The organism is Yokenella regensburgei, assembly GCF_003634235.1.
GTDB lineage: Bacteria > Pseudomonadota > Gammaproteobacteria > Enterobacterales > Enterobacteriaceae > Yokenella > Yokenella regensburgei.
Genome location: NZ_RBIZ01000003.1, coordinates 547,970 through 569,696, shown reverse-complemented (window position 1 = coordinate 569,696; position 21,727 = coordinate 547,970). Strand labels below are relative to the sequence as shown.

Annotated in this window: 15 protein-coding genes and 2 tRNA genes; 9 read left to right on the top strand and 8 right to left on the bottom strand. The window is 58.4% G+C overall.

What is annotated here, in order from left to right:
• The first annotated feature begins 27 nt into the window (after positions 1-27).
• The 4 genes from iroB (at position 28) to C7387_RS02695 (ending at position 7,216) form a co-directional block, all read left to right on the top strand.
• Positions 28-1,152 carry a salmochelin biosynthesis C-glycosyltransferase IroB gene (gene iroB / locus C7387_RS02710; RefSeq protein ID WP_120815983.1) on the top strand — a complete coding sequence of 375 codons (1,125 nt, stop codon included), beginning with the start codon at positions 28-30 and terminating at the stop codon, positions 1,150-1,152.
• Positions 1,153-1,214: 62 nt separating this feature from the next.
• On the top strand, positions 1,215-4,877 hold the full coding sequence (iroC, locus tag C7387_RS02705) for a salmochelin/enterobactin export ABC transporter IroC (protein WP_120815982.1): 3,663 nt from the start codon (positions 1,215-1,217) through the stop codon (positions 4,875-4,877).
• Between the two features lie 113 nt (positions 4,878-4,990).
• Positions 4,991-6,235, top strand: coding sequence for an alpha/beta hydrolase-fold protein (locus C7387_RS02700; RefSeq protein ID WP_120815981.1), 1,245 nt, complete (start codon positions 4,991-4,993; stop codon positions 6,233-6,235).
• Positions 6,236-6,268: 33 nt separating this feature from the next.
• Positions 6,269-7,216: an alpha/beta hydrolase gene (locus tag C7387_RS02695; RefSeq protein WP_120815980.1), complete on the top strand. Its 948-nt coding sequence runs from the start codon at positions 6,269-6,271 to the stop codon at positions 7,214-7,216.
• Positions 7,217-7,259: 43 nt separating this feature from the next.
• Here the strand turns inward: C7387_RS02695 and C7387_RS02690 are convergent, their stop codons facing one another.
• From C7387_RS02690 to C7387_RS02665, 4 genes are all read right to left on the bottom strand, one after another.
• The gene (locus C7387_RS02690) at positions 7,260-9,434 is read right to left on the bottom strand and encodes a TonB-dependent siderophore receptor (RefSeq protein ID WP_276329980.1); all 2,175 of its coding nucleotides are present in this window, start codon (positions 9,432-9,434) and stop codon (positions 7,260-7,262) included.
• Between the two features lie 184 nt (positions 9,435-9,618).
• Positions 9,619-9,694: transfer RNA gene (locus tag C7387_RS02685), tRNA-Asn, on the bottom strand.
• Between the two features lie 132 nt (positions 9,695-9,826).
• Positions 9,827-11,212 (bottom strand): APC family permease, encoded by a 1,386-nt coding sequence (locus C7387_RS02680; RefSeq protein WP_006820696.1) that lies wholly within the window; start codon positions 11,210-11,212, stop codon positions 9,827-9,829.
• A gap of 379 nt (positions 11,213-11,591) precedes the next feature.
• Positions 11,592-13,010 carry a glutamine synthetase family protein gene (locus C7387_RS02665; protein ID WP_006820698.1) on the bottom strand — a complete coding sequence of 473 codons (1,419 nt, stop codon included), beginning with the start codon at positions 13,008-13,010 and terminating at the stop codon, positions 11,592-11,594.
• 212 nt (positions 13,011-13,222) lie between these two features.
• Between C7387_RS02665 and puuD the strand changes: the two genes are divergently transcribed.
• The 4 genes from puuD (at position 13,223) to C7387_RS02645 (ending at position 17,466) form a co-directional block, all read left to right on the top strand.
• The gene (gene puuD, locus C7387_RS02660; protein ID WP_038256683.1) at positions 13,223-13,987 is read left to right on the top strand and encodes a gamma-glutamyl-gamma-aminobutyrate hydrolase; all 765 of its coding nucleotides are present in this window, start codon (positions 13,223-13,225) and stop codon (positions 13,985-13,987) included.
• Between the two features lie 26 nt (positions 13,988-14,013).
• Positions 14,014-14,571 (top strand): HTH-type transcriptional regulator PuuR, encoded by a 558-nt coding sequence (puuR, locus tag C7387_RS02655; RefSeq protein WP_006820700.1) that lies wholly within the window; start codon positions 14,014-14,016, stop codon positions 14,569-14,571.
• A gap of 124 nt (positions 14,572-14,695) precedes the next feature.
• Positions 14,696-16,189 carry an aldehyde dehydrogenase PuuC gene (puuC, locus tag C7387_RS02650; RefSeq protein WP_038256577.1) on the top strand — a complete coding sequence of 498 codons (1,494 nt, stop codon included), beginning with the start codon at positions 14,696-14,698 and terminating at the stop codon, positions 16,187-16,189.
• Positions 16,186-17,466, top strand: a complete 1,281-nt coding sequence (locus C7387_RS02645; protein ID WP_038256574.1) for an NAD(P)/FAD-dependent oxidoreductase — start codon at positions 16,186-16,188, stop codon at positions 17,464-17,466. Before puuC ends, C7387_RS02645 begins: the two co-directional genes overlap by 4 nt.
• Before the next feature lie 88 nt (positions 17,467-17,554).
• Here C7387_RS02645 and C7387_RS02640 read toward each other — a convergent pair whose 3' ends face one another.
• Both C7387_RS02640 and C7387_RS23325 read right to left on the bottom strand, forming a co-directional pair.
• Positions 17,555-18,976, bottom strand: a complete 1,422-nt coding sequence (locus C7387_RS02640) for an EmmdR/YeeO family multidrug/toxin efflux MATE transporter (RefSeq protein ID WP_006820703.1) — start codon at positions 18,974-18,976, stop codon at positions 17,555-17,557.
• A gap of 26 nt (positions 18,977-19,002) precedes the next feature.
• Complete coding sequence (locus C7387_RS23325) at positions 19,003-19,164, bottom strand: DUF5951 family protein (protein WP_220124640.1); 162 nt, start codon at positions 19,162-19,164, stop codon at positions 19,003-19,005.
• Positions 19,165-19,170: 6 nt separating this feature from the next.
• Here C7387_RS23325 and C7387_RS02635 point away from each other — a divergent pair.
• Positions 19,171-19,246 (top strand) — tRNA-Asn (locus tag C7387_RS02635).
• Positions 19,247-19,305: 59 nt separating this feature from the next.
• Here C7387_RS02635 and C7387_RS02630 read toward each other — a convergent pair.
• Together C7387_RS02630 and ldtA are read right to left on the bottom strand one after the other, a co-directional pair.
• A complete protein-coding gene (locus tag C7387_RS02630) occupies positions 19,306-20,418 on the bottom strand; it encodes a hypothetical protein (protein WP_244922331.1) in 1,113 nt (370 codons plus the stop codon).
• Positions 20,419-20,510: 92 nt separating this feature from the next.
• On the bottom strand, positions 20,511-21,449 hold the full coding sequence (gene ldtA, locus C7387_RS02625) for a L,D-transpeptidase (RefSeq protein WP_071777546.1): 939 nt from the start codon (positions 21,447-21,449) through the stop codon (positions 20,511-20,513).
• Positions 21,450-21,727: the final 278 nt, after the last annotated feature.

Genomic DNA, 21,727 nt, shown 5'->3' with positions numbered 1-21,727 from the left:
GTTCGAGACGTGGAGAGGGATTTTCTCATGCGTATTCTGTTTGTAGGCCCACCGTTGTACGGGCTGCTGTATCCGGTGCTGTCTCTGGCACAGGCTTTTCGTGTGAATGGTCACGAAGTCCTGATTGCCAGCGGCGGGAAATTCGCACAAAAAGCGGCAGAGGCAGGGCTTGTGGTGTTTGATGCCGCGCCAGGCTTCGATTCAGAAGCCGACTATCGCCGCCGGGAAGCATTGCGGAAGGAAAGTAACATCGGAACCAAAATGGGGAATTTCTCGTTCTTTAGCGAAGAGATGGCCGACCAGCTGGTGGAGTTTGCCGGGCACTGGCGTCCCGACCTCATTGTCTACCCTCCCCTTGGGGTTGTCGGGCCGCTGATTGCCGCGAAGTACGGCATTCCGGTAGTGATGCAAACCGTCGGCTTCGGCCACACGCCCTGGCACATCAAAGGGGTCACAAAATCGCTCTCTGATGCCTATCGCCGCCACGGGGTCAGCGCCCCGCCGCAGGATCTGGCGTGGATAGATGTCACCCCGCCGAGCATGAGCATACTGCAAAACGACGGCGAGCCGGTCATTTCGATGCAATACGTCCCCTATAACGGCGGTGCCGTCTGGGAATCATGGTGGGAGCGCACGCCGGGCCGCAAGCGGCTGCTGGTGAGCCTCGGCACCGTTAAACCGATGGTCGATGGTCTGGATCTCATCTCCTGGGTGATGGATTCCGCCAGCGAGGTCGACGCCGAAATCATCCTGCACCTCTCGGCAAACGCCCGGTCGGATTTACGCACCCTGCCCCCGAACGTTCGCCTGGTCGACTGGATCCCGATGGGGGCCTTCCTCAACGGCGCCGACGGTTTTATCCACCACGGTGGCGCCGGGAACACCCTGACGGCGCTGCATGCCGGTATTCCACAAATCGTCTTTGGCGAGGGCGCCGACAGGCCGGTGAACGCCCGCGCCGTGGTCGAGCGCGGGTGCGGCATCATCCCCGGCGACGGCGGGCTGACGAGCGGCATGATCAACAACTTCCTGAACGATCGATCGCTTCGCGACGCATCGCTGGAGGTGGCGGCGGAAATGGCCGCGCAGCCGTGCCCGACCGAGGTGGCGAAACGTCTTATCGCCGCGCTGCAAAAAGGCTCATCGCAGTAGTTAAGTCACGCGATGGCGGCCGCGGCCGTCGTCGCCAATCGTTCAAAAATGAAGGAGGCGTAATGCCTGCGACTCACTCCCCCATGCCCGCTCGCGCCTGGATAGTTCGCCTTGCCCGCGTGTGTTGGGAACGCAAAAAACTGAGCACCATTGTCATTGTGGCATCGGTATCAACCATTCTGCTGGCCGCCCTGACGCCGCTGCTGACGCGTCAGGCGGTCAACGATGCCATGGCCGGCGATCCGACGCGCCTGCCGTGGCTCGCCTGCGGCCTGCTGCTGATTGCCCTGTTTGATTTTATCGGTAACTACGTGCGCCGCGGCTATGCCGGAGAGCTGTCGCTGTGGGTGCAGCACACGCTACGCAGCCGCGCGTTCGACAGTATTCAGAAGCTCGATGGCGCGGGCCAGGACGCACTGCGCACCGGGCAGGTTATATCGCGGACCAACAGCGATCTGCAGCAGGTACACACCCTGCTGCAGATGTCCCCGGTGCCGCTTGCGGTGTTCACCTATTACATCGCCGGGATAGCGGTGATGCTGTGGATGTCGCCGTCGATGACCCTCATCGTCGTCGGCGTGCTGGCAGCCCTTGCCGTCACCGCCCTGCGCGCCCGCCGTCGCGTGTTTGCACAAACCGGGCTTGCCTCAGACCGGCTGGCGCAGATGACAGAGCATATGCGTGAGGTGCTGGAACAAATCTCGGTGGTGAAGTCCTGCGTGGCGGAGCTGCGCGAAACGCGCTGGCTCGACCGCCAGTCGCGGCAGATGGTGCGCGTGCGCATCGGCGCGGCGATTTCGCAGGCGATGCCGGGTGCGACGATGCTGGCGCTGCCGGTGCTGGGGCAGATAGTCCTGCTGTGCTACGGCGGCTGGTCGGTGATGAACGGGCGTATCGATCTCGGGACCTTCGTTGCTTTTGCCAGCTTCCTCGCCATGCTGACCGGCCCGACCCGCGTGCTGGCCTCGTTCCTGGTGATCGCCCAGCGCACCCAGGCGTCGGTGGAGCGGGTCTTCGCGCTTATCGATACCCGTTCGCTGATGGAAGACGGTACGGAACCGGTCGACGGCCAGGTTATCGGCCTGGAGGTGGAGAAGATGAGCTTCCACTATGGCAGCGGACGCCGCATCCTTGATGATGTCTCGTTTTCCATTCACGCGGGTGAAACCGTGGCGGTGGTGGGTGCCTCTGGATCCGGGAAATCGACGTTGTTGATGCTGCTCGCACGGTTTTACGATCCCAGCGCCGGCGGGGTATGGCTTAACACCACCGGCGGGCAGCAAAATATTCGCGACCTGCAGCTGACGGCGCTCCGCCGCCGGGTCGGCGTGGTGTTTGAAGATGCCTTTCTGTTTGCCGGGACGGTGGCGGAAAACATCGCCTACGGGCATCCGCAGGCAAGCCAGGACGATATCCGCCGCGCCGCCGATGCCGCAGGTGCCAGCGGGTTTATCAACGCTCTGCCGCAGGGGTTCAACACCCGGCTTACCGAACGCGGGACCAACCTTTCCGGGGGGCAACGCCAGCGTATTGCGCTGGCCCGGGCGCTGATCACCACGCCGGAAGTGCTCATTCTCGATGATACCACGTCGGCGGTCGATGCCGGTACCGAAGCGGAGATCAACACCGCCCTTGGGCGCTATGCCGATGCTCAACATATGCTGCTGGTGATTGCCCGCCGCCGCTCTACGCTGCAGCTTGCCAGCCGGATTGTGGTGCTGGATAAAGGCCGGGTGGTGGATAGCGGCACCCAGGCTGAACTGGAGGCGCGCTGCCCGGCGTTCCGCGCGCTGATGAGCGGCAGCAGCGATTTTCTCGAACCCACGTCGGCGGAACCGCGCGAACTGTGGCCAGCATCCAGTGCTTCACACACTGAAGACCCGGATGCGCGCCAGACGCCTGCCGGCAAGGGCTTTGTCGACCGGATGACCCGCGTCCCAGAAAGCGCCGTTGAGATGGCGCTTTCCGGTAAAGGACGCCGCGTTTCGTCGCTGCTGACGCCGGTTGCCTGGATGTTCATCATCGCTGCGCTGCTTATTGCGCTCGACTCTGCGGCGGGCGTTGGTGTGCTGGTGCTTTTACAGCGCGGCATCGACTCCGGCGTCGCCGCCGGGGATATGGCAACCATCGGCATTTGCGCCCTGCTCGCCCTGTGCCTGGTGGTCATTAGCTGGTGCTGTTATGCGCTACAGACGGTCTTCGCCGCCCGTGCGGCAGAGTCGGTGCAGCATACGGTGCGCCTGCGCAGCTTCGGACACCTGCTGCGCCTGGGTCTGCCCTGGCACGAAAAGCACGTCGATTCACGCCTGACCCGCATGACCGTCGACGTCGACTCCCTCGCCCGCTTTTTACAAAACGGCCTTGCCGGAGCGGCCACCAGCATCGTGACGATGGTGGCTATCGCCGCCGCCATGTTCTGGCTCGATCCGGTCCTTGCGCTTACCGCGCTCAGCGCCGTGCCGGTGGTGGTGCTGGCAACGTGGATCTATCGCCGCCTCAGCTCCCCGGCCTACGCACAGGCGCGCCTTGAGATTGGTAAGGTCAACAGCACGCTGCAGGAGAAAGTTTCCGGCCTGCGGGTAGTGCAGTCTCATGGTCAGCAGGAACAAGAGGCTGCCAGGCTGCGGGCGTTGTCCGATAAATTCCGCGCCACCCGCGTGCGGGCGCAGAAATACCTGGCCGTCTACTTCCCGTTCCTCACCTTCTGCACCGAGGCCGCCTATGCTGCCGTGCTTCTGGTGGGGGCGTCCCGGGTCGCCGAAGGCGAGATGACCGCCGGGGTGCTGGCGGCGTTCTTCCTGCTGCTGGGGCAGTTCTATGGCCCGGTGCAGCAGCTGTCGGGCATTGTTGACTCCTGGCAGCAGGCGACCGCCAGCGGCAAACATATTAATGAACTGCTGGCGACGGAAGGTGCGGAAAATGTCGAACCCTCCTCCGCCGCTCCGGCCAGCGGCGCGCTGCACCTCGAGGCGCTGACCTTCCGCTACCCTGAAAGCCAGCAGCCCGCGCTCGATAATCTGTCGCTCACCATCCCTGAAGGAACGGTGGTCGCCGTGGTCGGGCGCAGCGGGGCAGGTAAATCGACGCTTATCAAGCTGCTGGCGGGGCTCTACTCCCCCACCGGTGGGCAAACCCGCGTCGGCAAACGGGTGATTGATGCGGCGTCGCTTACCGATTACCGCCGCCAGACGGGGCTGGTCTCCCAGGATGTGGCGCTGTTCAGCAGCGATATTGCGGAAAACATCCGCTATGCGCGGCCCGCCAGCAGCGACACGGAGGTGGAAACCGCGGCGCGGCAGGCCGGATTGTTTGAGACCGTACAGCATCTGCCGCAGGGTTTCCGCACCCCGGTGAGTAACGGCGGTGCTTCGCTGTCCGCCGGTCAGCGTCAGCTGATTGCCCTTGCCCGCGCTCAGCTGGCCCAGGCGCACGTGCTGCTGCTCGACGAAGCCACCGCCCGACTTGACCGCACGACAGAAGAGCGGCTAATGACCTCGCTGACTGAAGTGGCTCACAATGAGAAACGCACCGCGCTTATCGTCGCCCACCGGCTGACGACCGCCCGCCGCTGCGATCGCATTGCCGTGGTCGACAACGGGCGACTCGCCGAATACGGTAGTCATGACGAATTAATGGCCGCGGGTGGCCTCTACGCCCGTCTGTGGCAGGACAGCGTCGGCACAGCCAGCCACGCCCAGGATACGCAAGGAGAGCTCGTGGGATAGTTTTCATCAGCATCACTGACGATTAACAAAGCCCGCAGGCGGCTGTTCCCCCGAACAGCCGCTTTAGCTATTTATACTGATGACCAAATGATGAATGAGATGGAATGCCGATAATGAGACTGAGCCCGCCCGTAGCAGCCGCTGCGCTTCAGACCACCGCGCGCCTTCGCCGCCAGCTTGCGGCCGGAACCCCGATTGACGCCACGCGTTTCTGGCAGGAGGCGCAGTCGCTTGCGCTACCGCTGGTGAGCACGATGGACGGCATGGATGGCGAGCGGGAAGTCACCTTCCTGTGGCGCGCCGCTCACCCACTGCAGGGGATGTACCTGCGCCTCAATCGCGTCACCGATAAAGACAGCCTGGCAAAAGGCATGATGCAGCCACTCCCCGGAACGGATATCTGGCACCTGACGCTGCGCTTACCCGCCTCCTACTGCGGCTCCTACACGATGGTGGAAATCCCACCGGGCACCGACGAAGACACGGTTTCTCAACTGGGAACCCGCTTTGCCACCCTGGCCGGACGGGCAGATCCGCTAAACCACACGCCGGGAATGAACGTCCGCGGCGATAAGCTGGAGTCGGTGCTGGCACTGGATAACGCCCCCGCGCAGGATGAGTGGGCGGGCAGCCACGCCAGTCGCGGGCAACTTTTTACCTCAGAGCATCGGCTCGCCGGGCAATTACGCCGGGTACGGCTGTACCTTCCCGCGGTTCCCGCCTCGCAGCCGCTGGGGTTACTGGTGCTGACGGATGGCGAAATCTGGTTCGGGAGCGTTGGCGTAAGCGCCGCCATCGATGCCGCTATCGCGCACGGGCGCATTCCGCCGCTGGCGGCGATCGGCGTCGATAACCTCGATGAACGCGAGCGCACTGCAATACTCGGCGGCCGTCGCGAACTGGTGCGCGATATCGCCGACCGGTTACTGCCGGCCATTCGTGCCGAACACCCGGAACGCCAGTGGGCGGGTCGTTCGCAGACGGTGCTCGCCGGACAAAGCCTGGGCGGCGTGACCGCGCTGATGGCCGCCCGCCATGCGCCGGAGAGCTTTGGCCTGGTGCTGAGCCACTCGCCGTCGATGTGGTGGACGCCGGACAGCCGCAGCCGACCGGGCCACTTTGCCGCAAGCGATGTCTCCTGGGTGAGCGAACATGTGCTTTCCGCCCCCTCGCCAGCCGTGCGAACCCACCTGTGCGTCGGATCGCTGGAAGGCTCCACCGTCCCGCAGGTGCATCAGCTGCATGAACAACTGCTTGCCGCCGGGGTGGAAAGCCACTGCAGCGTCTATACCGGCGGCCACGATTATGCGTGGTGGCGCGGCGCGCTGATTGACGGTCTGAGCCTGCTGAATCAATAAAAACATCACCTGCGAACAAGGAAAAATTATCCGATGTCTGGTCGTGAGCAACACCCTAAGCGCCACCGCATGGCGTTATTTACCGCGAGTTTTTGCTTCGCACTCGGCTATAGCGCGCCGGGTTTTGCGAAGCCGGATATGCAGCCATTAGGGCCGAATATCGCCGATAAAGGCTCTGAATATTACAATTTCAAGGTCAATGACTTTGATTCTGCCGATGGCGCAAGACACTACCGGGTATGGACCGCCATCCCCAGGAAAGCTGCGCCAGCGTCGGGGTACCCGGTTCTGTATATGCTGGACGGTAATGCGGTGATGGACCGCCTGCCGGAAACGCTACTCAAACAGTTATCCGGGGACTCGCCGCCGGTGATTGTGGCGGTGGGCTATCAGACCAGCCTGCCGTTCGATCTCAACGGCAGAGCCTATGACTACACGCCGGTGCTCGGGACGGTGAGCGCAGGCAATGCAAACACCCCTCGCTTTCAACGTAAAACCGGCGGCGGGCCTGAATTCCGCCAGCTACTGGAAACCCGCATCGCCCCGCAGGTAGAGCAAGGTGTACGTATCAACCCCGAACGGCGCGGGATCTGGGGGCACTCCTACGGCGGTCTGTTTGTCCTCGGATCGTGGTTATCGTCATCGTTCTTTCATCAGTACTACAGCGCCAGCCCGTCGCTCAGCAGGGATAATTTTGCCCTGTTAAACCGCCTTACGACGGTCAACCCGGCGCAGTACTGCCATAAGAATCTGATAATTATGGAAGGCTCGGCCTCAACCGGAGACAGCAGACAAAATCAGATGGTCGAGATCCTGCAAAAAGTCCACGCCACCGTCACCACCCTTGAGAGCAAGGGGGTTAACACCGCGTACGTGGATTACCCGGGACTCGGTCACGGGCCAATGTTTAACGTCTCTTTCCAGCGTGCGCTGCTCGATATCAGCCGCGAACCGGCGACTCAAAAAGCCGCCTGTCTTTAATTCTGCTCCAGGAAAGATGCCCGCCACCGGCGGGCATCAGCCATCAGAACGACGCCGTCACCCCGGCATAATAAGCCCGGCCCGGTTCGTTATAGGTATTTGCCCCTTCGGTGGAGCGATAGATCTGTTTATCGAAGATATTACTGATACCCACGTTAAGACGCAGGTTCTTATTAATATCGTAATTCACGTTGGTGCCCACCAGCGAATACGCACCTAACTCTTTGCCGGAAAGCCCCCCGGTATCTTCACTACGCGATTCCGCATGAGTACGCGGTTTTTGTTTGCCGTACAGCGTCCAGTTAACGCCAGCGGAAAGCGCGCTGGTGATATTCCAGTCGAGAGAGGTATTCACTGTATATTTCGGAATGATGGATAACGGGTTCCCGGTGTCCTTTTGCTCGGAGGTTATCATATAGGTGGCGTTGGTATTCCAGCTCAGACGATCCTCCACCAGCGGAATGGCCATGCTGGCTTCAAGCCCTTCAATCAGCGCTTTCCCGCCGTTCTGCCACTGCAGGATATAAGCCCCGGAGGAGGTTTTACCAATAACGTTGTCACCGGCGACAATCTTATTCTGATAGTCGTTGCGGAAATAGGTCAGGCTGGCGTGGTAATCGTCTACGGCTAATTCCAGTCCGATCTCTTTGTTGATACTGATTTCCGGATCGAGGTTTTTATTGCCGAGAAGGTAGCAGCCACCCGACGTGATATCTTTCGGGCATCCGTTGCCTTTTGAGAAGAGCAGATACCCCTCGCTGGTCTGATACAGGTTCGGCGCTTTAAAGGCCCGGGCGATCCCCGCCTTCACTTTGACGTATTCCCCCAGCTCCTGAGACAGGTTGAGGCTCGGGCTGAAGTTGCCGCCGGATTCGCTCAGATAATCAAAGCGCAGGCCCGGAATAATGTTGCTCCCGGCAACGGGCTCGATGTTGTCTTCAACGTACAGCGCGCTGATTTCCGACTTATTCTTGCTGCTACGATTGGCCGCCGAGCCGGAGATCCCGCCAATGTTATTATCCTTCACCGTCAGGCCCGTCGAGGACGGATCGTCGAGCTCATCGCGGTTCCACTCGGCACCGACGGTGAGCGTTTGCTCGAACAGCAGTCTCATCGGGAAGTTCAGCTCACCGCTGGTGCGATACGAGGTCAGGCGGTTGGTGGTGAACTGCTGGTCGTTGGTAATGCGCCCCTCGCCGCCGCCGGAAAGCCCCTCGTCCATGCGGGTATTGTTCGTTTTTTCATAGTAGAACCCCAGGCGGCTCTGGCCCCAGTCCCAGATCCCGTTATGGGTAAGACCATAATTCTGCCGATACAGACGGTTGGTTTCCTGCCCGGACTGCGCCAGATTTTTGGTCACCGCGCTGGAAGAACTGTTCTGCGTATCACCCGCGTAGATATTTCCCTGCCGACTGTATCCCGCTTCAAAATCGAGGATCTGCTGCGGGGTCATTTTCCATGAAAAGACGCCGTTAATATCTTTGTTGGTCACCCCTTCCCGCCCGGCGGCGTTTTTGCTTCCGGCGGAGGAGTTGATGTCCCAGCTGTCGGCATCGGTTCTGTTCAGGTTACCGTACAGGCGCATCGTCAGCGCATCGCCGGCCAGCGGGCCGCTGAGGCTGAAGTTCCCGCGTCGGGTATCGCCCTCTTTGCTGTTTTCCGGCTGGTTGGTGTAAAGCGACAGCGAGCCGTGCCAGTCGTTGGTCGGGCGTTTGGTGATGATATTCACCACCCCGCCTGCGGCACCAGATCCGTAGCGCGCGGCGGCAGGCCCACGGATAACTTCAATGCGTTCCACCTGCTCGGGCGGCACCCAGTTGGTGTCACCGCGGGTGTCACGCTCGCCACGCCAGCTGTAGCGTACCGAGTTGCGCGACGTGACCGGCACGCCGTCAATCAGCACTAAGGTGTTTTCTGGCCCCATGCCACGAATATCAATCTGGCGGTTATTACCGCGCGTGCCCGAGGCGCTGTTGCCGGTGAGGTTAACCCCCGGCATCTTGCGAATGATCTCAGAGAGATCGTTGACCGGCGGGTTCTTTTCAATATCTTCGCGAGTAATAATCGAAACGCCTGGCTGTTGTTTTAATACTTGCTCGGCGGTGGATTCAACTACCATGGTTTCGCTGCTGTCGTCGGAGGATTTCGCCACGGAAAGCGGGCTATTCAGCCCTACCAGTACCGCAGTTATTGGCCAGAGGATCTTGTTAACTCTCATACCCATTCCCTAAAAAATGCCTAACGTTAAGCTGTTGTCGTTAAGCCCACATCCTTGCCAGATTGTTTTTATATAATAATAATTGTTATTTGCTAATGATAATTAATATCATTTGAAATGGGAAGGGGTAATTCCTGGAAAGCAAAAAGCCCGCTTAAGTTTCCTTAAGCGGGCTTCTTAAATATGGCTCCTCTGACTGGACTCGAACCAGTGACATACGGATTAACAGTCCGCCGTTCTACCGACTGAACTACAGAGGAATCGTGTGAACGGGGCGCATATTATCGACGCGCCCCCGGCTTGTCAAAGCCTGTTTTCACATTTTCTGTCGTTTGCCGCTTTATTCTCCACAATGCACAATTATTGGCAAAATGTGGTGAAAATCCCGACGCTTACGACTCCCAGGCCTGCTCCGCTTTCGTGCGATCGAACTGCGGCGGCGGCTTACGGAAGCGCTGAGTCAACCAGCCAAGGTAGACAATCCCGACACCGGCCCACACGAGGCCAAGGGTCAGCGACGTCACTTCGAGGTTAATCCACAGCACCGCGACGGTAGCAGCACCGATAAGCGGCAGCACAAAGTAGTGCAGCTTATCAAGCCAGGTCTTGTTACGCCCTTCACGACGCCAGAAGTGGTTGAACACCGACAGGTTCACGAAGGTAAACGCCACCAGCGCACCGAAGTTAATCAGTGCCGTTGCGGTCACCAGATCGAAGAACAGCGCCGACAGTGCCACAATCCCGACCATAATCACGTTCAGCGCCGGGGTGCGCCACTTCGGATGCACGTAGCCGAAGTACTTCTCCGGGAAGACGTTATCACGCCCCATCACGTACAGCAGACGCGAGACGCTGGCGTGCGACGCCAGGCCCGAGGCCAGCGTGTTGACGAAGGTGGTGCACAGGAAGATAGACTGGAACAGCTTCCCGCCGACGTACAGAGCAATCTCCGGCAGCGCGGCATCAGGATCTTTAAAGCGGCTGATATCCGGGAAGAACAACTGCATAAAGAACGAGGCGGCGATGAAGATAAGCCCACCGTACAGCGCGGTCAGGAAAATCGCCTTCGGGATAGTCCGTGCAGCATCCGGCGTCTCTTCCGAGAGCGTCGTTACCGCATCAAAGCCGAGGAACGAGAAGCAGACTATCGTCGCCCCGGTGATGATGGGGATGAGATGCGCGTTCTGGCTGATAAACGGCTGCAGCGACCACACGGTGCCGACGCCCTCGCCTTTATGCAGGCCATCCACCACCAGATAGATAAACACCACGATAATCGCGACCTGCACCAACACAAACAGCGCGTTGAAGTTGGCCACCAGGTTAACGCTTTTCAGGTTCGCGGCGGTCAGAATGGCCACAAAACCCACGACCCAGACCCACGGCGGAACGCCCGGGAACAGCGCGGAGAGATAGATTTTTGCCAACAGGACGTTAATCATCGGCAGGAACAGATAATCCAGCAGCGACGACCAGCCGACCATAAAGCCTACGTGGGGGTTGATTGCTTTTTGTGCATAGGTGTAGGCAGAACCCGCCTGCGGGAACTGACGCACCAGCTTGCCGTAGCTGATAGCGGTAAATAACACGCCCGCCAGTGCCAGCAAGTAAGAAGCCGGAACGTGACCATTGCTCACGCCGGAAACAATACCGAAAGTATCAAACACCGTCATCGGGGTCAGATAGGCGAGGCCCATCACCACCACCTGCCAGAGTTTTAACGATTTTCGCAGCTGCGGTTTTCCCGCCTGCTCGTTGAGGGAGAGATTAGACGCCATGACGCGACCCCCCTTTGCCACTACTGATTTGCGTTCGGAACTTCCTGGTCGCAAACCTGCTTAGCAAAGGGGTTAATCGCATAATGTCAGAAGAAGGGGTACATTCACGTTCACAGAGAGGCCAGCAGCCTCCCCCGCGCAGGCTCGCGCCCTCGCCATGTGGGTATTTAAACATCTGCATCATCTCATTTCCTCGTCACAAAATCGTCGTTATTCTGAAGACCCGCTGCCGCCTGCGCTCCATTACGCGACATACGGGAAATGGCAGGAAATCCTGCAAAGTGTGACCGTCTGGCTCCGCGCAGACGGTATGATGCTAATACACGTTACTACTGTGCCCGTTTCCGGGCCGGAAAAAACCGGAGGAACGGGTCCGGCATCAAGCGTTCTTCAACATCCACTCAATCTCAGTGTCAGTAATAAGACGCTCGAACTGGATCAGTTCATCGTTCTTACACGCGTGGTACACGTGGCAGAAGCGCTCACCTAACAGCTTGCGCAGCGCATCGTTCTCAGCAAACTCCCACAGCGCATCGCTCTGGCGGATAGGGAACGGCAGCCCTTCCTGCTCCAGACCGTTGCCTTCCACCTCTTCCTGCAACGGCAAATCGTTATCCAGACCATGTAAAATGCCCGCAAGAATAGTCGCCATCACCAGGTATGGGTTGGCATCTGCACCTGCAACACGGTATTCAACACGATGGTTATCACGATCGCCGCACGGGATACGTAACGCGACGGTGCGGTTATTGTGGCCCCACGACGCCTGCGTTGGCACGTACATGCCAGGCTGGAAACGACGGTAAGAGTTTACGTTGGGCGCTAACAGTGCCATAGATGAGGGCATCAGGTCTATCATTCCTGCAAGCGCGCGCTTCAGAGTGGTCGAATCTTCGCCATCGTCCTCTGCCAGCACGTTCTGGCCCTTATTATTCAGCACACTAATATGAATGTGCATACCGCTGCCGGCGTGCTCTTCATAAGGCTTCGCCATAAAGGTGGCGTGCATCTTGTGCTTCTCTGCCACCAGGCGCACCAGGCGTTTCAGCGCCAGCGCATCGTCACAGGCTTCGAGGACGTTATCGGTATGATGCAGGTTGATTTCAAACTGGCCCGGAGAGGCTTCCGCCACCGCGCCGTCGGCCGGGATCAGCTGCAGCTGCGCCAAATCGTCGATATCCGTTAAGACATCCGCGAAATGGTTCAGGTTATCGACGGAGTACACCTGGCTCTGGGTATTACGATCTTCAGTACCCGGGGCACACGGCGGCTGCAGATAGCCTTCGGAGTCACGCTGCCGGTCCAGTAAATAGAACTCCAGCTCTACCGCTACCACGGGGTTCAGCCCGCGCTGGCGTAGCTGCTGCCAGAGTCGGTTCAGAACGTTACGCGGCTCAACGTCAAAGGGAGCGCCATCTTCATCCAGCATGGTCAGCAGCATCTGACCGACAAATTCCGGGTCTGCCGCCGAAGGCGTTAACGTACCAAGCACCGGCACGCAGGTCAGATCCGGCTCGCCGAGCTCCTGGCCGAGGCCCGCTTCTTCTACTACGTTACCGAGAATATCCATCGCAAAGACGGAAGCCGGGAAGTAACAACCTTTCTCAATCTTGCGCAGGCTGTTTACCGGAATGCGTTTGCCGCGGAAGCAACCGTTCAGGTCAGTTAACAGAACATCGACATACTGCGTTTGCGGATAGCGTTCCAGATAGTGCTTCACTTCGCGGGCAAACGCGCTACTTCGCCTCTCTTCTGAATGCTGAACAAAGTTCTCTACTTCTACGATATTGGTTTCCATGATTCACCGCCGTTGCTATGAGGTACAGTCACTGGGTCGGACCGTTAAATATAATGTCCACCCTTCGACTTTGCATGCAAACAAATTGTTTGTCAAATGTTAAATGTAGTTTGCAAACAAGTTATCTCGCTGCTAGATTGATAAAATATTGAACGGAAACGGGCCACATGGAAGAGTTTGGCAATAATTTATTCCAGTATGTGAGGGCGATCATGGGTAATATATTTGACAGGCCGTTAATTGGCGTAGTGATGTGCAGGAACAGTATAAAGGGTCATTGGACCCAGACCGTGCAAGAGAAGTACCTGAATGCAGTATTGAACGCCGGTGGCCTGCCCATCGCCCTGCCCCACGCGCTGGCCGAGCCAGAACTTCTTAACACCCTTCTGCCAAAACTCGACGGCATTTTCCTGCCGGGAAGCCCCAGCAATATGCAGCCGCACCACTATGGTGAAAACGGCGATGAGCCTGACGCCGATCCCGGGCGTGATGAACTAAGCCTGGCGCTAATCAACGCCGCGCTTGAAAGGCGCATCCCCCTTTTCGCCATCTGCCGGGGATTGCAGGAATTGGTTGTCGCCACCGGCGGGACTCTGTATCGTCGCCTGTGCGAACACCCTCAGTTCCTGGAACATCGTGAAGATGCCGAGTTACCGGTGGAGCAGCAGTATGCGCCATCGCACGAAGTTCAGGTGCAGGAAGGAGGATTGCTTTCGAAGCTTATACCCGGTTGCAACACGTTTTGGGTGAACTCTTTACATGGCCAGGGCGCCAGAACGCTCGGGCCGCTGCTGCGTGTTGAAGCGCGCGCGCAGGATGGCCTGGTGGAGGCGGTCAGCGTCCACGATCATCCGTATGCGCTCGGTGTGCAGTGGCATCCGGAGTGGAACAGTAGCGAATACGCCCTGTCGCGTTTGTTGCTTGAAGGATTTATCACCGCCTGTCAGCACTACATCGCTGAAAAAAAGCGACTCTGACAACTTACTGTTAAGGAAATAGAAATATGAGCGATGACGGCCTGGCTCCGGGGAAACGACTGGCAGAGATTCGACAACAACTGGGTCTTTCTCAGCGTCGCGCAGCCGAACTGTCTGGATTAACACACAGTGCAATCAGCACCATAGAACAAGATAAGGTCAGCCCGGCAATCAGTTCTCTACAAAAATTACTGAAAGTATACGGGTTATCGCTCTCTGAGTTCTTTGCCGAACCGGAAAAACCCGACGAGCCGCAGGTGGTCATTAATGAAGACGACCTGATTGAAATCGGCAGCCAGGGTGTATCCATGAGGCTGATTCACAACGGAAATCCTAATCGCACACTGGCGATGATCCTCGAGACTTACCAGCCTGGCACCACGACCGGCGAGCGGATCAAACACCAGGGTGAGGAGATTGGCACAATACTGGAAGGTGAAGTGGTACTGACGATTAACGGTCAAACGTATCACTTAGTTGCAGGACAAAGTTATGCCATTAACACCGGCATTCCGCATAGTTTCAGCAACACCTCGGCAGGCATCTGCCGCATCATCAGCGCCCACACTCCCACCACGTTCTGATTTTTTTGGCCTGAATTTCTCAGGCCGCTTTTAACACAGGCTGCCACAGGAAATAACTCCTGCGGCACTCTGCGGCCAAATTTCGCCGAAACAAAAACGTATCCGATTGAATTACGAGGTTTTTATGGATTTTCACTCTCTGAACTACTGGCAGGAAAAAGTGAATAACCTGGTCCCGGAAAGCCGCTTATTTATTAACGGCGAATACTGTGAGGCCCAGGATAACAGCACTTTTGCCACCCTCGACCCGGCCGCTCAGCGCCCGATCTCCGCCATTGCCCGCGGCAAGCAGGAAGACGTCAACATCGCCGTGCGCGGTGCCCGCGAGGTCTTTGAAAACGGCGACTGGTCGCAGGCCTCCCCGGCAAAACGTAAAGCGGTGCTGAACAAGCTCGCGGATTTGATGGAGCAGCATCACGAGGAGCTGGCGCTACTGGAAACGCTCGACACCGGTAAGCCAATTCGCCATAGCCTGCGTGATGATATTCCCGGCGCGACCCGCGCTATCCGCTGGTATGCCGAAGCCATTGATAAAGTGTATGGCGAAGTGGCGTCCACCTCAGATAACGAACTGGCGATGATCGTCCGCGAGCCGATTGGCGTGGTGGCGGCCGTCGTACCGTGGAACTTCCCGCTGCTGCTGGCCTGCTGGAAGCTTGGCCCGGCGCTTGCGGCCGGTAACAGCGTGATTTTAAAACCCTCGGAGAAATCGCCGCTGACCGCGCTGCGCCTGGCGGGGCTGGCGAAAGAAGCCGGACTGCCGGACGGCGTGCTGAACGTTATCAGCGGCTACGGTCACGAGGCCGGGCAGGCGCTTTCTCAGCACCCGGACGTTGACGTTATCACCTTCACCGGCTCTACCCGCACCGGCAAACAGCTGCTGCGCGACGCCGGCGACAGCAACTTAAAACGCGTCTGGCTCGAAGCCGGTGGGAAGAGCGCCAGCGTCATTTTCGCAGACTGCCCGGATTTAGAAAAAGCCGCCGCCACCACCGCCGCCGGGATCTTCTACAACCAGGGCCAGGTGTGCATTGCCGGTACGCGCCTGCTGCTTGAAGAGAGCATCGCCGACCGCTTCCTCGCGCTGTTAAAAGAGCAGGCGAAAAACTGGCAGCCGGGCAACCCGCTCGATCCGTCCTGCACCATGGGCACGCTGATTGATAACGCCCACGCCGACTCGGTGCAGAGTTTTATCCGCGACGGGGAATCGAACAACACCCTGTTCCTCGATGGACGCAGCAACAAACATCCTGCGGCTATCGGCCCGACCATTTTTGTCGACGTGGACCCCACTTCGCACATCGCCCGCGACGAAATCTTCGGCCCGGTGCTGGTGGTTAACCGCTTCACCAGCGAAGAAGAAGCCCTGCGAATGGCCAACGACAGCGACTACGGCCTGGGCGCCGCGGTGTGGACCAGCTCGCTCAACCGCGCGCACCGCATGAGCCGCCGTCTGAAAGCTGGCTCCGTATTTGTGAACAACTACAACGACGGGGATATGACCGTGCCGTTCGGCGGTTACAAGCAAAGCGGCAACGGCCGCGATAAATCCCTGCATGCCCTTGAGAAGTTTAGTGAACTGAAAACCATCTGGATTGCCCTGGAGCCTTCATCATGACCGAACATACCACAAGCTATTACGCCGCCAGCGCCAACAAGTACGCGCCGTTTGACACGCTGACGGAATCCATCACCTGCGACGTGTGCGTAGTGGGCGGCGGCTATACCGGCCTCTCTTCCGCTCTGCACCTGGCAGAGCTCGGTTATGACGTGGTGGTTCTGGAATCAGCCCGCATCGGCTTCGGCGCCAGCGGACGCAACGGCGGCCAGCTGGTGAACTCCTACAGCCGTGACATCGACGTGATTGAGAACAGCTACGGCCCGGAAGCCGCCAAAATGCTCGGCAGCATGATGTTCGAAGGCGGCGAGATCATCCGCGAACGCATCAAGCGCTACCAGATCGACTGCGACTACCGCCCGGGCGGCCTGTTCGTGGCGCTGAACCACAAGCAGCTGGCAACGCTTGAAGAGCAAAAAGAGAACTGGGAGCGTTACGGTAACACCCAACTGGAAATGCTGGACGCCGATGCCATCGCCAAAGAAGTGAGCAGCGACCGCTACGTTGGCGCCCTGCTCGACCACAGCGGCGGCCATATTCACCCGCTGAACCTGGCGATTGGTGAAGCCGATGCTATCCGCCTTAACGGAGGCCGCGTGTATGAGCAGTCTCCGGTAACCAAAATTCAGCACACCAGCCCGGCGGTGGTCAGCACTGAGAAAGGTCAGGTGACCGCGCGCTACGTGATCGTGGCCGGTAACGCCTACCTGGGTGACAAAGTGGAGCCGGAGCTGGCGAAACGCAGCATGCCGTGCGGCACGCAGGTGGTCACCACCGAACCGCTGTCGGCGGAGGTCGCTAAATCGCTCATTCCGAACAACTACTGCGTGGAAGACTGCAACTATCTGCTGGATTACTACCGCCTGACCGGCGACAACCGTCTGCTGTACGGCGGCGGCGTGGTGTACGGCGCACGCGATCCGGATGACGTTGAGCGCCTGATCATGCCAAAACTGCTCAAAACCTTCCCGCAGCTGAAGGGCGTGAAGATTGACTACCGCTGGACCGGCAACTTCCTGCTGACCCTGTCGCGCATGCCGCAGTTTGGTCGTCTGGCGAACAACATTTATTACATGCAGGGTTACAGCGGCCACGGCGTCACCTGTACGCACCTTGCTGGCCGTCTGGTTTCAGAAGCATTACGCGGTGATGCGGAGCGTTTCGACTCCTTCGCTAAACTGCCGCACTACCCGTTCCCTGGCGGGCGCAACCTGCGCATTCCGTTCACCGCCATGGGTGCCGCGTACTACAGTCTCCGCGATCGCCTTGGGGTTTGATGGGCACGCCCATCGCTCGCATCCTTCGACACTGAAGAATGACGATTAATACCCACGCACAGGGGAGGATCCCCTCCTGTGCGTTTTTTTATTCGCTTTTGACTTTGGGATATTTCCACAGCCAGCGCCCGCTGACCATCCGCCAGTAGAACAGCGCCCCGCGCACCGCCCAGTCGAGGAACATCCCGAGCCATACGCCGACGACACCCATGCCGAGCCAGATCCCGAGCACATAGCCCGCCACCACCCGACAGCCCCACATGCTGAACATTGAGACCCACATCGCAAAACGTGCATCTCGTGCCCCTTTAAGCCCGGCAGGCAGCACCCAGGAGGCCGCCCAGACAGGCATAAACGCCGCGTTCAGCCACAGCAGCACCTTCGCCACCTCTTTGACCTCCGGCTCGTGGGTATAGAAGGAGGCGAACAGCCCGGCGAGCGGCGCGGTGCCCCACGCGATGGCGGTAAGGCCGATGGTTGAGAGCCAGAACACGTGGCGCAGCTGGCGCTCGGCCTGGGCTATCTGCCCTTTTCCCAGCCGTCTGCCGGTGATAATGGTGGAAGCCGAGCCGAGGGCGTTCCCCGGCAGGTTAATCAGCGAGGCCACCGAGAAGGCAATAAAGTTACCGGCGATAACGTCCGTCCCCATGCCGGCAACGAACATCTGCGTCAGCAGCTTACCGCTGTTAAACAGCACCGACTCAATACTTGCCGGTATACCGATCCCCATCACTTCCCAGATAACCGCCAGATTCAGCGGCTTCAGGTAACTTTTCAGCGGTATTCGCAGCGCCTTCACCCCGCGCATCAGCACCCCCACGATGATGATGGCGCCGATCCAGCGCGAGATAGTCAGCCCCAGCCCCGCGCCGGCGAACCCCAGCCCGTGCCAGGAGAAGATACCGTAGATAAGGATGCTGCTAATGATGATGTTGAGGATGTTCATCCCACCGTTAATCAGCAGCGGGATTTTGGTATTACCCGCCCCGCGCAGCGCGCCGCTGCCGATAAGCGCTATCGCCGCCGCCGGGTAGCTGAGCACGGTGAGTTCCAGATAGGTCAGCGCCAGCGCCTTCACCGGCGGCGTGGCGGCCCCGGCGATAAAATCGATAATCTCACGACCAAAATAGTGCACCACCGCCGCCAGCACGGTGGAGAATATCGCCATGATCACCAGCGACTGCCGCGCCGCCGAGCGGGCGCGCTTTTTATCGAGCCTGCCGAGGCTGAAGGCGACCACCACCGTGGTGCCGAGATCGATGGCGGCAAAGAACGCCATTATCACCATGTTGAAGCTGTCTGCCAGCCCCACCCCCGCCATGGATTCCGCGCCCAGCCAGCTGACGAGGAAGGTACTCAGTACCCCCATTAACAGCACGCAGGTGTTTTCGAGGAAAATGGGCACCGCCAGAGGGGTGATTTCACGCCAGAAGAGAACCCGATAACTTTTGCGTTTTTTGAACCAGGGCGTGCGCACGACGGCCTGGCGAACTGCTGCGGTGACGTTCAAGGTGAACCTTAGTGAGAAAGTTGAAACTACATTTCAAATAATGACGGAGGATCCCGAAAGCTGCAAAAGGTTTTTGTGATAAAAAGTGCTGCAAATGACGACAAATTGTAGACAGAAGAAGCAGTTGAACATAAACGCGGGAATTGGGGTTTGACAAAGTTTTTTTCGCCGCTAAGATATGCCTCCACAACGATTCCTCTGTAGTTCAGTCGGTAGAACGGCGGACTGTTAATCCGTATGTCACTGGTTCGAGTCCAGTCAGAGGAGCCATATTTAAGAAGCCCGCTTAAGGAAACTTAAGCGGGCTTCTTGTTTTTCGCCCAAACGCATCAGCATGGGAACGGGATAACGCTCTGAATATGCTGGTCAATCACCGAGCCCGGGAAGGTCTGGTTTTCATAGGGCGTGGTGCAGTTAGCTTTTTGCGCCAGCGCCAGCAGCGCCTCTTTGTCTGTTTCACTTAATCCATCCCACCAGCTCAGCGGGAAGTAGACGTTCTCGTTCCAGGCAAAAACCGCCCAGCTCAGGATATCCATGATTTCACGATGGCTGCGGCTGAATAATTGCTCAAGAAAACGGACCACAATACGCTGCTCGGGCAGGCAGGCGACAATCCACGCCGCTTTCCCCTCATACATTACGGTGGAAATCGCAAAATGCTCTACATGTTGAGTCGCTTCCCCACCCTGAATAAGCTGCCCGTCTAACGAATAAAATGGTGAGAAGGTGCCGCTCACAGCCAGCTTCGGCGGGCCGTTAAACGTCACCAGCCATCCCAGCAGCTTCCCCTGCGGATCTGCGGAGATCTGTTCAAAACGCTGCTTGATGGTGCCGATAAATTCCAGGCCAAGGCGCAGTTGCGCCTGTGAGTTTCTGATTTCTGCCTGCATCATCAGCTGCCACGGTAGTGGCAGACCATTGTCGGCAAAATCCCGCTGTGCCTTCGTGCCCTCAATGGCGGCCATTTTTTGATAGTGCTCATGGCACACGGCGCGATACGAAGAGGCCCACAGGCATTCAGCATTTAAAACAACCGGCCGTTTCTCCAGGCATTCAAAAAGATCGTTGTCATGTTTGCGACAGAAACCATAAAACACGGAGGCGATGTTCGTCACCCCACGCTTAAGATTGACGTCTGACACCTCTCCCACCTGCTGATACAAGCTGCCGACATGGCCCTCTTCAGCCATCGCCTCCAGTACGGCACTTTTCTGGATGGTATGCGCCCCAACGATGTTTTTCGTCTCACAGTTAGCGCTGTCGTAAGTCGCGCTGCAGAACTTCTTGCGCTTAAAAATGCCCACCCGCACGCCAACCTGGTGCCCCACGCTCACCGGGCGGGCGTCCTGCCGCTTCCAGTGACAGCTGGACACCGTTTTTTCGCTCCCACACCAGCACGGATCGTCTTCCTGCATACGTCTGATTGCGAAAACCTGGTTCACAAAATCGATTCTTTGCTGCCGGTCTTCAATATATCCGAGGACTTCCCTTATTGATTTTTCTAAATCCTGCACCGTTCTCGCTCCTGCTGGTTTCAGAACTGCCCGGCCTTTACCGAGCCGGTGTTAATCGGCACCGGCATACCAGAACGACGCGTCAGCGTAGCGCTCACCACGCTTGCATCCACGCCCGCCCCTTCGGTGGCGTTACGCAGCTGCGTGGTCATCGGCAGCGGGACTTTGCGGTCAGATTCGAACTCGGCGCGGTTACGCGACAGCGGCTCGTGCACTTCGAGCCAGCGCTGTCCGTCCGGTTCAAGGGTGGTTTTCACTGGCTGATCGATAAACTGCACACGCGTACCGACCGGCACATTATCAAACAGATATTTGATATCGTCTTTCCGCAGGCGGATACAGCCCTGGCTCACCCGCAGGCCGATACCAAAGTTGGCATTGGTACCGTGAATGGCATACAGCTTGCCGATGTAAATGGCGTACAGCCCCATCGGGTTATCTTCCCCTGGCGGTACGAACGCGGGCAGGGTTCTCCCCTCGCGGGCGTACTCTTTGCGGGTGTTCGCCGTCGGTGTCCAGGCCGGAGCCTCCTGTTTGCGTTCCACGTGAGTTACCCAGTTACGCGGCGTTTCCCGCCCGGCCTGACCGATACCAATCGGCAGAACCTGCACCGTGTTGCTCCCTTCCGGGTAGTAGTAAAGGCGCATCTCCGCAACGTTAATCACAATGCCCTGGCGCGCGGTATCCGGCAAAATCAGCTGCTGCGGAATGGTCAGCTGCGTTCCGGCACGCGGCAGGAACGGATCCACGCCGGGGTTGGCCTCGGTCATATTGCTGAACCCCTGATCGTATTGAGCAGCAAAATACTCCAGCGGCCGGGTGTTCCCCTCCGGTACGGTGATAACAAACGATTTACCGACCAGACGGCTCCCTTCCGGCGGCAGAGGATAGGTAACCGCCAGTGCGCTGTGGGTCACGGCGGCCAGCACGAAGGCCAGCGAGGTTAAACGAATCATCATTTCCCTGTTCTCGAACATGATTAAGATACGTTAAATATAACGCGCCAGCGCGGATTTTGTGAGGAAAGTCTAAGAATTTGAGGGGGAAATGCCTGGTGGATTGAGGCATTGGTGTAGGGCTCGTTTCGGCAGCTACTGGCAGCTATGAGTGAGAAGCGGATGTCGCGGAACCATTAGAATACCGGGCTGCTATGCTATGGGGGGTTATGCTTTTACTCCAACCCCATTTCTTTGTAGGTCTTACTATCCTGTTCGGGAAAATCAGTTTGATATTCTCC